This is a genomic window from Pseudomonas sp. NY8896 (genome assembly GCF_039634505.1).
In genome coordinates this window covers 2,985,877-2,998,523 of the sequence record NZ_CP132350.1, presented here as the reverse complement: position 1 = coordinate 2,998,523, position 12,647 = coordinate 2,985,877, and the positions used below count along the sequence as shown (strand labels likewise).

15 protein-coding genes are annotated in these 12,647 nt (G+C 57.5%); 6 read left to right on the top strand and 9 right to left on the bottom strand.

The window, feature by feature from the left end; all coding sequences use genetic code 11:
* Window positions 1-30 precede the first annotated feature (30 nt).
* Both Q9451_RS13605 and Q9451_RS13600 read left to right on the top strand, forming a co-directional pair.
* On the top strand, window positions 31-927 hold the full coding sequence (locus Q9451_RS13605) for a LysR substrate-binding domain-containing protein (RefSeq protein ID WP_012272990.1): 897 nt from the start codon (window positions 31-33) through the stop codon (window positions 925-927).
* 23 nt (window positions 928-950) lie between these two features.
* A complete protein-coding gene (locus Q9451_RS13600) occupies window positions 951-1,322 on the top strand; it encodes a DUF2784 domain-containing protein (protein ID WP_012272991.1) in 372 nt (123 codons plus the stop codon).
* Here Q9451_RS13600 and tam read toward each other — a convergent pair.
* The 3 genes from tam to Q9451_RS13585 all read right to left on the bottom strand — a co-directional run bounded on the left by tam (window position 1,312) and on the right by Q9451_RS13585 (window position 4,521).
* Window positions 1,312-2,088, bottom strand: a complete 777-nt coding sequence (tam, locus tag Q9451_RS13595) for a trans-aconitate 2-methyltransferase (RefSeq protein ID WP_012272992.1) — start codon at window positions 2,086-2,088, stop codon at window positions 1,312-1,314. The two genes, Q9451_RS13600 and tam, sit on opposite strands and share 11 nt — an antisense overlap.
* 136 nt (window positions 2,089-2,224) lie before the next feature.
* Window positions 2,225-3,616 carry an amino acid permease gene (locus Q9451_RS13590; protein WP_012272993.1) on the bottom strand — a complete coding sequence of 464 codons (1,392 nt, stop codon included), beginning with the start codon at window positions 3,614-3,616 and terminating at the stop codon, window positions 2,225-2,227.
* A gap of 80 nt (window positions 3,617-3,696) precedes the next feature.
* Entirely contained in the window at window positions 3,697-4,521 is an 825-nt protein-coding gene (locus tag Q9451_RS13585; protein ID WP_012272994.1) for a phytanoyl-CoA dioxygenase family protein, read from the bottom strand.
* A gap of 171 nt (window positions 4,522-4,692) precedes the next feature.
* Here Q9451_RS13585 and Q9451_RS13580 point away from each other — a divergent pair, with 171 nt between their 5' ends.
* Complete coding sequence (locus Q9451_RS13580) at window positions 4,693-5,583, top strand: LysR family transcriptional regulator (RefSeq protein WP_231118560.1); 891 nt, start codon at window positions 4,693-4,695, stop codon at window positions 5,581-5,583.
* A 25-nt stretch (window positions 5,584-5,608) separates the two neighbouring features.
* Here Q9451_RS13580 and Q9451_RS13575 read toward each other — a convergent pair whose 3' ends face one another.
* Complete coding sequence (locus tag Q9451_RS13575) at window positions 5,609-6,067, bottom strand: GNAT family N-acetyltransferase (protein ID WP_071984781.1); 459 nt, start codon at window positions 6,065-6,067, stop codon at window positions 5,609-5,611.
* Window positions 6,068-6,205: 138 nt separating this feature from the next.
* Window positions 6,206-6,610, bottom strand: a complete 405-nt coding sequence (locus Q9451_RS13570; RefSeq protein ID WP_041166743.1) for a DUF3224 domain-containing protein — start codon at window positions 6,608-6,610, stop codon at window positions 6,206-6,208.
* A gap of 480 nt (window positions 6,611-7,090) precedes the next feature.
* Between Q9451_RS13570 and Q9451_RS13565 the strand changes: the two genes are divergently transcribed.
* Window positions 7,091-7,921: a hypothetical protein gene (locus Q9451_RS13565; protein WP_012272997.1), complete on the top strand. Its 831-nt coding sequence runs from the start codon at window positions 7,091-7,093 to the stop codon at window positions 7,919-7,921.
* A 111-nt stretch (window positions 7,922-8,032) separates the two neighbouring features.
* Here the strand turns inward: Q9451_RS13565 and Q9451_RS13560 are convergent, their stop codons facing one another.
* From Q9451_RS13560 to Q9451_RS13545, 4 genes are all read right to left on the bottom strand, one after another.
* Window positions 8,033-8,413, bottom strand: a complete 381-nt coding sequence (locus Q9451_RS13560; protein ID WP_345960950.1) for a hypothetical protein — start codon at window positions 8,411-8,413, stop codon at window positions 8,033-8,035.
* A 178-nt stretch (window positions 8,414-8,591) separates the two neighbouring features.
* On the bottom strand, window positions 8,592-10,121 hold the full coding sequence (locus tag Q9451_RS13555; protein WP_041166353.1) for an IS66 family transposase: 1,530 nt from the start codon (window positions 10,119-10,121) through the stop codon (window positions 8,592-8,594).
* An 18-nt stretch (window positions 10,122-10,139) separates the two neighbouring features.
* Window positions 10,140-10,499, bottom strand: coding sequence for an IS66 family insertion sequence element accessory protein TnpB (tnpB, locus tag Q9451_RS13550; RefSeq protein WP_012270248.1), 360 nt, complete (start codon window positions 10,497-10,499; stop codon window positions 10,140-10,142).
* A 44-nt stretch (window positions 10,500-10,543) separates the two neighbouring features.
* Complete coding sequence (locus Q9451_RS13545; protein ID WP_345960949.1) at window positions 10,544-10,687, bottom strand: hypothetical protein; 144 nt, start codon at window positions 10,685-10,687, stop codon at window positions 10,544-10,546.
* A 347-nt stretch (window positions 10,688-11,034) separates the two neighbouring features.
* Here Q9451_RS13545 and Q9451_RS13540 point away from each other — a divergent pair, with 347 nt between their 5' ends.
* On the top strand, window positions 11,035-12,015 hold the full coding sequence (locus Q9451_RS13540; protein ID WP_014003920.1) for an IS5-like element ISPa41 family transposase: 981 nt from the start codon (window positions 11,035-11,037) through the stop codon (window positions 12,013-12,015).
* 70 nt (window positions 12,016-12,085) lie between these two features.
* The gene (locus Q9451_RS13535) at window positions 12,086-12,577 is read left to right on the top strand and encodes a hypothetical protein (RefSeq protein ID WP_345960948.1); all 492 of its coding nucleotides are present in this window, start codon (window positions 12,086-12,088) and stop codon (window positions 12,575-12,577) included.
* The last annotated feature ends 70 nt before the right edge of the window (window positions 12,578-12,647 follow it).

Sequence of the window (12,647 nt, the reverse complement as noted above, 5' to 3'; positions counted from 1 at the left end):
ACATAAGCCCAGCTTGTTACTGAGGTCGTCATGTCGGTTTCCCACGCACAACTCAAGGCTTTCCACGCGGTGGCCGTACACGGCAGCTTTACCCGTGCAGCGGAAAAGCTGTTTCTTACCCAGCCTGCGGTGTCGGACCAGGTGCGCAAACTGGAGGAGCGCTTCGGCGTTTTGCTGTTCCACCGCAACAAGCGCTCGGTACAGCTCACCGACCTGGGCGAGCGCCTGCTGGGCATCAGCCAGCGCCTGTTCGCCTGCGAGGCCGAAGCCCATGACCTGCTGCAGGACTCGCGCGCGCTGCACACCGGCAGCCTGGTGCTGGCGGTGGATGCGCCGGTGCACGTGCTGCCGCAGATCGCCCGGTTCTGCCAGCGTTACCCAGGTATTCAGGTGAAAATCGAGACCGGCAATACTGACGAATCGCTGGCCCGGTTGTTCAGCTACCAGGCAGACCTGGCCTTGCTGGGCCGGGATGTCGACGATGAGCGCCTGCATTGCCTACCGCTGCGCCGCGACCCGATGGTGGCGTTTGTTTCGCACAACCACCCATGGGCCAGCCGTGGGTCGATCAGCCTGGCTGACCTCGATGACATGCCACTTGTGCTGCGTGAGCCTGGTTCAGTGACGCGCCAGACACTGGAGGAAGAGATGCAACGGGCGGGGCTGCGGATTCGTCCGGCGATCCAGGTGGAGGGCCGGGAAGCGGCGCGTGAGGCGGTGGTGGTGGGGATTGGCGTGGGGGTGGTGTCGGCGGCGGAATTTGGCGCTGATGCGCGAGTGTGTGCGTTGCCAATTGTGGATTGTCAGCGGCATTTGACCGAGACGTTGGTGTGCTTGAGCGAGCAGCGCACACGACGCGTGGTGGCGACCTTCTTGCAGATGGTTGAAGAAGAGGCCAGTGCAGGCAACCCGACTATGCTGGGATAACCTCAGCCCACAAACCCACGCCCATGCTCTACCGCCTGGCCGCCGACACCCTGGTGCTGCTACACCTGGCCTTCATCCTGCTGGTGCTGTTCGGCGGTTTGCTGGTGCTCAGGTGGCGCCCTGCCCTGCTCATCCACCTGCCGGCCCTGGCCTGGGGCCTGGCGGTGGAATGCCTGCACCTGGGCTGCCCGCTCACCAGCTGGGAAAACCGCATGCGCAGTGCCGCCGGTGACGCAGGCTACCAAGGCGGTTTCGTCGAGCACTACATCTGGCCGCTGATCTACCCCACCGGGCTGACCCCGCACGTGCAGCTGCTGTTGGGCAGCATCGTGCTGCTGCTCAACCTGTGCATCTACAGCTACGTGGCCTGGCGCTGGCGCCACCCTAGCGGGTAGCGATCACGAACAACCGCGGGAACGGCAACAGCACCTTGCCATCGGTGGCCGGCGGGTAGTCGCGCTGCAGGGCTTGCAGGTACATCTGCAGGAAGTCGACCTGCTCCTGCTCATCAAGCCTGGCCAGGTAAGGCCGCAATGCCGATCCCTTGAACCATTCCACCACCGCCTCGGCGCCGCCGGCCAACGGATGGTGATAGGTGGTACGCCACACGTCCACCCGCGCGCACAGCGGGCTCAGCAGGTCGTAGTAGAACGCCGCGCTGTGCCGTGGCGGCAGTTGGAAGTCAGCGAACTTGGCCGCCCAGGGGCCTTGGCTGGCGATTTCGCGCAACTGCCGGTGGGCCGGTTCGTCGAGATTATCTGGCGTCTGCACGGCCAGGCTGGCGCCTTCGCTCAACTGGCGCACCAGGTGCGGATACAGCGAGGCGTGGTCGGGCAGCCATTGCAGTGAGGCATTGGCCAGGATCAGGTCCTGCGGCTCGGGGGCCGTCCAGCCGGCAATGTCGGCGATGACCGTGCGTACCCGCGGGATGCACAGCCGCTTGCGCTCGCGAGCCTTGTCGATCATGTCTGGGTCGCTGTCCAGCGCTGTCACCTGAGCGTCGGGGTAACGCTGCAGCAGCACTTCGGTGGAGTTGCCAGGGCCGCAGCCCAAGTCGGTGGCGTGGCGCACCGGGCGTGACGGGATGGCGGCAAGCAGGTCGCGTACGGCGCGGGTGCGTTCGTCTTCGAACAGGGAATACTGGGTGGCGGACCAGGCCATGTGAAGCTCCTTGGGGCGGACAATGTGTTCAGCATATGCCATCTGTCGCCTGTGGCCACCCTCTAACGGTCCACACACTGCACCATCGCTCGCGGCATCTCGGCATTCCATTGCCGGGACGCAAGCGGTTCAACACCTAAGCGCTGGCAGACACCGGGCGTGGTGTACGCACGCCCCAAAGCCAATAGCCCAGGGATAGCAGGATCAACCAGCCTACCCCGACGTACATGGCCGTGCGGCTGGCTGGGAACCAACCAAGAACGCCAAAAATGAAGACCATGAAAGCAATCGCGCAAGCGGGCCCTACTGGCCACAGTGGCACTCGATAATCCAGTGCAGCAACCTCCTCCTTGCTCATGCCACGCCGCATGGCCACTTGCGACAGCAGAATCATCAACCAGACCCAGACAATGGAGAAGGTGACGACTGCGGCAAGCACCAGAAACAAGCCTTCTGGCACCAAGTAGTTCAATACCACGCCCAGTAGCAGTGCGACACCCATGACAGCAACCGTCATCCACGGCACGCCGAAACGCGACAGTGAGGCGAAGCCGGCAGGCGCCTGGCCGTTTTGCGCCATGCCGTACATCATGCGCCCGGCACTGAAAATGTCGCTATTGATCGCTGAAACAGCAGCGGAAATGACCACGATGTTCAACACGGTGGCCGCGGAACTGATGCCCAGGCCACTGAAGATCTGTACGAACGGGCTGCCGTGGCTGCCAATACCGGTCCAAGGGTAAATGGACATAAGTACCAACAGGGTGAGGATATAGAACAAGAGGATGCGCAACGGCACTGAATTGATCGCCTTTGGCAGCACGCGCTTTGGGTCCCTTGCTTCGCCTGCCGTGATGCCGATCATTTCGACCCCGCCAAAGGCGAACATGACGACAGTGAAGGAAGCAATCATCCCACCGATGCCATTGGGGAAGAACCCGCCGTGGCTCCACAGGTTCGAGATACCGGCAACCGTGCCCGCATCGTCATTCAACTGGATGCCCAGCAGCAGTACAGCCCCGCCTGCCACAATCATGGCAACGATAGCGGTCACCTTCAGCAACGACAGCCAAAACTCCATTTCGCCGAACACTTTCACGCTACACAGGTTCAGCGCCCCGATAAAGAAGACGATCCCGAGCACCCAGATCCAGGCGGGTGTTTCAGGGAACCACAGCCCCATGTAGACACCAAACGCGGTCACATCCGCCAGGCACACCACCAACATCGAGAACGCGTAGCTCCAACCCGTCAGAAAACCAAAGTAACGACCTAGATACTGGCTGGCATAGTGTCCGAACGAGCCAGATACCGGGTTATGAACCGCCATTTCGCCGAGGGCGCGCATCATCATGTAAATGGCTGCACCACCTATGAGGTAGGCAAGTAAAACAGAAGGGCCTGCCAGTTTTATTGCCGATGCCGAACCGTAGAACAGCCCGGTGCCAATAGCGGAGCCTAACGCCATGAAACGAATATGTCGGGTAGACAGACCCCGCTTCAGCTGGTGTGAAGATTGAGCGTTCATAGATACCTTCTTGATTTTATTATCAGGTCCGCACAACGCACAGGTTGCGCGGTTTTATCAGGCACGCAGTATTTCAATCATCAAGCCCGTGGCCACAGCACCGGGAACAGTTCATGGTTCATCTTGGCGCCGCTGGCCAGTTGCGTTTCCAGCCCGGGAAACTGTGGCGACGTTTTCCACTGGCGCGGTGCATGAGTAATGTCGTCACCCAGGAAACGCACCGAGAAGGCACGACGCCGACGATTGCCCCCGACACCTCCAGAGGCATGCAAGGTCAGCATGTGGAAGAACACGGCATCGCCTGGGGAGAGTTCCCAGCCGAGAATGTTCCAGGCGCTGCGATCGGCCTCGATGTCCGGCAAGTCAGCCAGGCTGCCTTCCGGGAACCATTGCGCCTGGCTGTCGAGAAAGCTGCGCGGCATCAGCCACGGCCCCAGGTGCGAGCCCCCCACGAATTCGAGGGTGGACTCCCTCGCAACAGGGTCGATTGGCATCCACATGCTGCAGTTCTGGCGCCCATCGATGTTGTAATAGGGCTGGTCCTGATGCCAGGGCGTCCGCTGGCGCGTATTAGGCTCCTTGACCAGCAGGTGATCGTGATAAAGCCGGGCTGTCTCGCTGTTCATGAGTTGGGCTGCAACACCCCCTACCCGGCTCTCGAAGATGAACTGACGATAGGCGGTGATATCGCCCCAATTACAGAAGTCTTCAAAGAACCAACCGGGGTCATCAGGACGACTCGCCACCTTGGCGCGCTCGCTTGGGGTTTTCAAGTTCTGTTCAATGCCGGATTCGAGCAGTGCAACTTCTTCCGGCGTAAACAAGTTACGCACGCAAACAGCACCGTCACGCTGAAAAGCCTCGATGGTTTCATCGCTCAGTTGGAATTCTGCGTATTGATTCATAAAGCACCCTTTAGTCTTTTTATTGGGGCAGGCGCACGCAAGTTTTCAAGAGAAATAAGCAAGGTGCACAGCGAGTATTGCTTTTTGGCACCAATAGGAAAAGAATATATTTCCTAATTTTGAGTATAGGAAAAAATGATAGGGTTCTCTTTCAGGCAGCTCGAGTACTTCGTGGCCGTGGCCGAACATGGCAGCATCAGCGCTGCAGCGAGAGCCCGGCACGTTTCACAGCCCTCGGTGTCGGTTGCCATTGCTCAGCTTGAAGAGGCGCTGAATGAGCGGCTGTTCCGGCGCCAGGTCAGCCGTGGGCTGGAGCTGACCTCAGCGGGCACGCGCTTGCTCGCCCAGGCACGCGATATCATTGGCATGGCCATCGCCATGAATCAAAAAGCGGATACGGTGCAAGGCTCACTTCGCGGCAACTTGTCGCTTATCTGCTTTCAAGACTTGGGCCCTTATTACGCGCCCAGGCTGCTGTCGAGCTTTCGCAAGCAGTATCCCGAAGTCGAGGTAACACTGTTCGAGACCGACCTGGCAGGCGTGCACCGCCATCTGAGCGCCGGTAAAGCCGAGCTTGCGCTTACCTATGACATAGGCCTCGATCCCTCGCTGCCGCGTCAGGTGTTGGCCGAATTGAAACCCTACGCGCTCATCGCCACTGACCATCGGCTCGCCCACCTGGCCGCGATACCGCTGCATGAACTGGCGCAAGAGTGTTTGATTCTTGAGGATATCGCGCAAACCCGCGAGTATTTCCTTTCACTGTTTTGGGCGCATAACCTGCAACCGCGTACACAGCAATATACCCAGACCTTCGAGATGCAACGTGGCCTGGTCGCCCATGGCTATGGGGTTGCGCTTTCATGCACCCGGCCTGCTGGGGATCACTGTTATGACGGCACACCGCTGTTGTGCCGGCCATTGCTGGAAGCCGTATCACCGCAAAAAGTGGTGCTGGCTCAATCAGGCATGATGCACCCCTCGCCGGTAGCGGAGGCGTTCAAAAGTTGGGTCGCTCGGGAAATAGCAGTCGGGGCCCCTGCGGGACCGAGCTCACCCTAAAGTTAGTTAAGCTATTGGGGCCGACTTAAACGCGTGATCCTAGATTCAGGTCCATCGCCTGGGACATCAACATAGAACCTTCTCGCAAAGGCTCTGGTAAGCCGCTGTCACAAAATCCGCTTTTTCTGTACAAGCTCATCGCCGGGGAGTCTGCAATCGTCACACCTAACCTGACAGTTTGCGCCCCGCGACTTTCAGCCCAAGCAATAGCTTCTGCTAGCAGAGACCGGCCGACTCCGACCCCTCGCACGGCAGGTTCCACCCACATCTGAAAAATCTCGACGACTCCTGACGCCGCTTCTGAAGCTTTACACCACACCAAACCACAAGGCTCTGCGTGCTGAAAAGCCAAAAACGCCTGTGCGTATTTCGAAGCTGCGACAGCCGAGATACGGGCCGCCCAATCGTCATCACTTCTGGTCACTTCAGAAGCGTAGGTACTTGCGAAGGCAGCGGGTGAGTCTTGCAGAGCCCTCAAGCGCATATCCCGATATAACGGCCAATCACGTGCAGCTATAGGGCGAACGAACACATTGCTAATTCCCACGTCTCTGCTCCTTTACCGGTCACGGCAAGCCGTGAAGCCAAAACTGCTTCATCGCAGAACGACTGCAAATGCAAATCAGCTTTGATCGGGTAGCATGTACTCAAACTTGTATGAGTGATGCCCGTCGGTGATCGTGATCACCATGCTACCTGTTAGCCCAGAAAGCGCGTCAGTGCCTGAGTCAGGTACGACGGTGATGGACTGAACGGGCGCCCCACGGCTCATGGTCGAACTGTGTTGAAGTACGAAACTACCGCTGCGACCGTGCAAGGTTCCCTGCACAGTTTCCATGGCAACGTAACCTGCAGAACCTGGAACGCTGCTGCGAAAGGACAACATCTCACCTTGACTGGTGGCGTCCAGGTCACCCTTGAACTGCTTGTCCAAAGACAATCGACCGAGGCCAGATTTCTCAGTAGCACGGCTCAAGGGTTGCGGATTCAGCGTGATGTCGAATGGCCCTACGGCGGTCTGTTGCATTGCAAATTCCTTTTTGACCCGGCTCCGTGCCGGTGCCTTGTAATACTCCATCCAAGCTCCAATTGCCATCATTCAGCCCTGTGTACGGCTGGATCTCATTATCCAAGCAACCATCAATTACCGTGGACAGGTCCAACGATGCGTGGCCGAAACGACACTCGCCCAGCTGGGCGAGCGGGATGCGCTGCTCGGTGAAGTTCTCGAGGCATTCCAAATTGGGGTATTCGGATTTCTGTGTGTAATCGGAGCCTATCCCTAAAGTAGTATTTCGAGTGGGAAGGCGCAGCAAGGCAAATCCACCCTATTGCGCAGGTGCTACGGAAACATTTGATTGGCATTTCGGGGTGGCGGCGGGGTTAGATGAATTCTCCCCTGAACAAAACGCTGAAGCCCAAAGCTGAAACGGCAAAAGTGTTATAAACCAATTTGCGGCGCTGCATCAGGCTCTTGTCAACCTGAGCTCACTCTCAAGGATGTGCTATGAACTACAACGAATTCACCAGTTACCTCGCAGACCGAATTGTGGCGATTCGCACCCGCGAGCTCGTACCTGGTACTCAAAGGCGGCGCGGGCGGTACTACGATGCAGCCTATGCCTCGGTGTTGGAGTGCCGGGCATTTTTCGACCGACTTTCTCTTGATGAAGGCCCTCATAACGACTACAACCCCACAAGCAAGGCCTCGGTCGAGGCCTATCGTGTGGCGTTGTACGCAGAATTGGCCGAAGAACTGGGTAATCGGGTGGCGGATGCTTGCGTGCAGGGCGACGTATCTTTCCTGGATTCTGTGCTCAGGTACCCGGTGCCTTACGGGGAGGGGGTGTCAGACCAGAGGTTTGCCCGAGTGGCTGCGGAGTATTTTTCCAATATTGTTTTTGAGCGCACCTGTGTCGGGTGTCGTGCAAAGTACAAGGTAGCGCTGAAGGCCCAGACCTACCGGATGGTTTCAAATCATCACCCGGAAACCTGCGCTGCCGTGCGAGTAGCTCCCGTACAAGCAGCTAAGCCAGAGGTCAAGGTGGCGAAAAAGGAGGGAACAGACCCTATTAAACGCTTGTTCGTCGATCTGAATCGACCTGTGATACCCGAAGAGATGCTCAAGCCAACACAAAAGCCCGCTTATAATTCCCCTGCGTATCGGGCCAATGCCAAAGCTGCCTTGCGGTTGTACGCAGAGTTTCTCAAGTTCTATGAGAACAACCCGTTCACGGAGAGTGATCCAGAGGAAAACCAGCGCCAAATGGAGCGCATGTATAACGTCGCTGTGCGCACGATATTCAACTTCGATCCAAACGCAAACAAGCAACAATGATCACGACATGAAAATAGTCACCGCGTCGGTGCGCAGTAATCGCGAGTTCGGCCAACCAGGCCGGTGGCAGTTCTTTTTGCCTGGGCATCTGATGGGCAGGCGTGGCAGAAACTACTGAACAGCAGGTGCCTGCCGCTTCCAATCCTTGGCCGCAGCGGCTACGTAACCCATCATCGATAGGGGCACTTTGAATACCGGATAGGCAAGCGTCTGCATCCTGATCATAGTGTCCAGCATCAGCGTGCCGCTGCCCTGCTCGCCAGCAGTGCCAGTCCAGGCCTGGTAAGTGGGGTGAGACGTCAGGCTGGTACTGATGAAAGTCCTGCCCAACGCCAGTACCAACAGCACCACGGCTACAATGGCACATGCCTTGAACAAAGGGCTCCTGAAGCGCCAACCACTCTTCAACTGCACACCCAGCAACGCGCTCTTGGCGATATGCACCAGCGCCCCTAGCAACGACAAGGTCAGGGCGAACACCGGGGCAATCATGGCCTCGTAAGCCTCTTTTCCTTCGTCTGCCTGCGAACCTCCATCACGGTAGTCGTCGAGTTGATGGGTGTAATTGCGCAGGCCATCGTGTGTACGCCCGGCAAGCGCTCGATGGTAGAAACGCTGCTCGAACGTAAGCGATCCATGAACCCCACCTACCGCAAGGTGAGGCCATCGTTTACCGTGGCATTTCCGGTGAACAGTTCCACGGCAACAGCGCTTCATAATCTGCCACCGACTGCGCATGGGGCAGCCGCTCCAGTACGTGGCGCAGCCACGTATAGGGCTCTTGGCCGTTGATCTTGGCGGTCTCGACTAAACTGTAGAGCTGAGCACTGGCGGCGGCACCCTTGGGCGTGTCGCTGAACAGCCAGGCTTTGCGGCCAATCACAAATGGCTTTATTGCGCGCTCTGCCGGGTTATTGTCGATCGGCAAATACCCAGCCTCCACATAACGCTCCAGCCGACTCCAATTGCTCGCTAGGTAATTCACCGCCTTGCCGAGCACACTTTGCGACGTCACATGTGGCTGCGTTTTGTCCAGCCAACTTTTCAACTGCCCCATGATCGGCAGGCTCTTCTCCTGCCGGCCAGTCAATCGCTGCTCATCACTGGCGTCCTTCAGTTCACGCTCGATGCCATATAGCTTATTGATCAATGACAGCGCCATATCCGCGCGTCCGGCTTTGCCCTTGGGCTGCACTTTCTGAGCTTCAACAAACTTGCGACGCGCATGCGCCATGCACGCCAATCGTTCGACACCCGGCTGCAACGCCAGGGCGTTGTAGCCGGCGTAATCGTCCGTCATCACATAGCCGCGATAACTTTCCAGCAAGCGCAACGGCACCTCCTGCGCACGGCTGGAGGTGTAGTCGAACAGCACGACTTTCCGATCCGGTGGCCCACTGGCTTGCACCCACATCCAGGATTGGCTGGTCGGGTCTCGATCCGGTTCTTTAAGAACTTGGACGCGGGTTTCATCGCAATGGATGACCGGGCTTTCCAGCAACCGGTCGCGCATCAGATTCAGCAGTGGTTGCAGGTGCTCACCGCACTGAATCACCCAGCGTGCCAAAGTCTGACGCGGAATCTCGATACCGTGTCGGCTCAGCACCGTTTCAAAACGGTGCAGCGGCAAACCATCGACATACTTGGTGGCCAACAGCATGGCCAGCACGCTCGGGCTGGCCATGCTCTTCTCGATCAACTGTGCGGGTTTGTCAGCGGTGACCGGAGCGGCTTCACAACCACGGCAGCCGTAAATTTTACGGATGTGTTTGAGCACCCGGATCTGCATCGGCACGATATCCAGCTGCTCGCTGGTTTCCTCACCGATCACGTGTTTGCGGCAACCACAGGCACAGGCCTGCTCGTGTTCGGGCAGTTCGTGGATGACTTCAATGCGCGGCAGGTCAGCGGACAGCGGTTTGCGCTTGCCACGACGCAGTGTTGGCGCGATCACTTCTTCGTCGTCATCGACCGGAGGTATCGACAGGCTTTCCGGCTCGTTGAACAACGCGAGTTGCGGCGTGTTGGTTTCAACGGTCTGCTCGGACTTGCGACTGAACAGACGGTCGCGCAGTAGCTTGACCTGCTCTTTGAGATCGACGATCTGGCCCTTATCGACCGTGCGCTCCATCAATAACTGCGCAAGCATCTGCTTGAGCAGTACGGGGTCATCGGGAAGGTCTTCGGGCATGGAAATCATGCCCCGGATTATACCGAATCAGGCGACGAATCGCGGCGTCAAAACCTGATGCGGGCGATTGCGCCAGAGGTCAAAACCGTCGAGTAACCAGTTCAGTTCCTGAACGGTGAGGACAATCGCTTCGTCGGTGGCGTCAGGTGATGTTTTGAATCGCTCGGATTCCAGGCGCTTGAGCCAAAGACAGAAGCCGTTGCGCTCCCAGTACAAGATCTTCACACGGTTGCGGGATTTGTTGAGAAATACGAAGAGCACGGGGTCGAACACCGCCACCTTGATGTCCAACTCGACCAGCGCCGCCAAGCCATCAATGGATTTTCGGAAGTCGACGGGCTTGGGGTAGAGATAGACTTTTTCGACTTTGGCGTCGGGACGCATCATGGCGTGCGGGCTCCAGAATGAAATCGGGAGCACAGCATCGGCAATCAGCTGAGCGCTTTGAATGTGGGGTTCATGGAGCGCTTACGCTCGAACTGTTCGCGGGTAATTTCCGCCATCGGCAAATTGCCAATGTTGTCAGGGAACTCAAGCCCCTCGCGCCACAGCGCAAACCCCAGAAAGGAGCACATCCGTACTCCTACGCTGTAACCCCTCTCCCCTCTATCCACTGCCACGATATGGCGACCAAGTATGCTAAGCCCTGCCTACATGGGCGGGGTGGTCAAGCATTGAAAAAGGCCCCTCAGCAAGCAAAAATGGTAATAAGCCATCGCATTGATGCAGCCGCAAATAACAGGGGAAAATGGAATGACGTTGAAAGTTGCCATCGCGCTCAGCTGCCTCCTTGGCGTCTCGAGCACTGCTTTCGCCCGGCTGGATTTTCAGTATCAGGAGCTACCGCAGGATAGATCTAGGGAATCTCCGAACAAGCCTTCAGTTATGCGAGAATCCCCGCAACACCTGATCCGAGCCGCCCATGAGCCAGATGAGCTTTTCCGACTTTGAGTACGCCGGCAAGCGCAAGCAAACCCGCCGAGAGCGCTTCCTCGCCGAAATGGATCAGGTGGTGCCCTGGGCAGGCCTGCTGGAGCTGATCGAACCGTTCTACCCCAAGGCCGGCGGCGGTAGAAAACCCTATCCTCTGGAAACCATGCTGCGCATCCATCTGTTGCAGAACTGGTTCTCCCTGAGCGACCCGGCCATGGAAGAAGCGCTCTACGAAATCACGCCCATGCGCCAGTTCGCACGCCTGACGCTGAGCGCGCCAATCCCCGAAGACACCACGATCATGAACTTCCGGCACTTGCTGGAGAAGCATCAGCTCGCACCGGCAATCCTTGCGGTCATCAATGGTTATCTGCAGGAAAAAGGCCTGTCGCTGCGCCAAGGCACCATCGTCGATGCCACCATTATTCATGCCCCCAGCTCGACCAAGAATAAAGAAGGCAAGCGTGATCCCGAGATGCACCAGACCAAGAAAGGCGGTCAGTATTTCTTCGGGATGAAGGCGCACATCGGTGCCGATGTCGAGTCCGGCCTGGTGCATCACGTCCATGGCACCGCTGCCAATGTGGCCGATGTCACGCAGGTGGCTGAACTGCTGCATGGCGAAGAAAACGCCGTGTATGCAGATGCCGGTTACACCGGTGTCGAAAGGCGCGAAGAGCATGAAAATCGGGGGGTGATCTGGCAGATTGCAGCGCGTCGCAGCACCTATTCCAAGCTGAACCAGCGCAGCGTACTGTACAAAGCCAAGCGCAAGATCGAGTTCTGCAAGGCTCAGACACGGGCCAAGGTCGAGCATCCGTTTCGCGTGATCAAGCGGCAGTTTGGTTACGTGAAAGTACGTTTTCGTGGGCTGATGAAAAACACGGCTCAGTTGACCACGCTGTTCGCCCTGGCAAACCTGTGGAGGGTTCGAAAACAGCTCATGGGTATGGGTGAGGTTCGCGTTTAACACGGAGAACCGGTCGAAAAAGCTCTCCGTACATGATTTTTCGGTCACTTTTCGTCCAATGACGCTGTAGGTGCCTGGAAAATTGCAACTTGCCGCGGCTGCACGACAAGTTGATCGGAGCATCCCTAGCAGGGAATATGGCGCTCAAATTAAAGCCCTTGAGAAAGTGATGGAGGGTTACAAGTGGGCCGCTGACAATGGGGCTGGCTTCATTATTACTTCAATCCCGAACCCCATACCGAATGTCACCAGTGATCGAGCCGTCAACGGCTTGTACTTCGGAATGCAGCGATTTATTTATGACAAAGAGCAAGTTCGAGCTGTTCCATATGAGCTTTACGCGCGACAAAGCGGGCGCGTCGGGTACGTGGAGCTCTGGGACGATGAAAGCGCCGGGTCAATGCACGTGAAAATCATTGACGACAATACTCTTGAAGTTTTCAACGACGCAAAGGAGAGCGACGAAAAGGATCGCCTTATATACAAAAAAGTAGCGCGCTTTGAAAAGAACCCTCGAGAAAACAGGCTCGAAAGCGCAGAAGAGTCCGGCGTATTCCGCTAACGTCCCACTTTATTCGAGGCTACGCCTGTAGCCTCATCATTTCGAGCTCGGCGCAAACTATGTGCTGGCA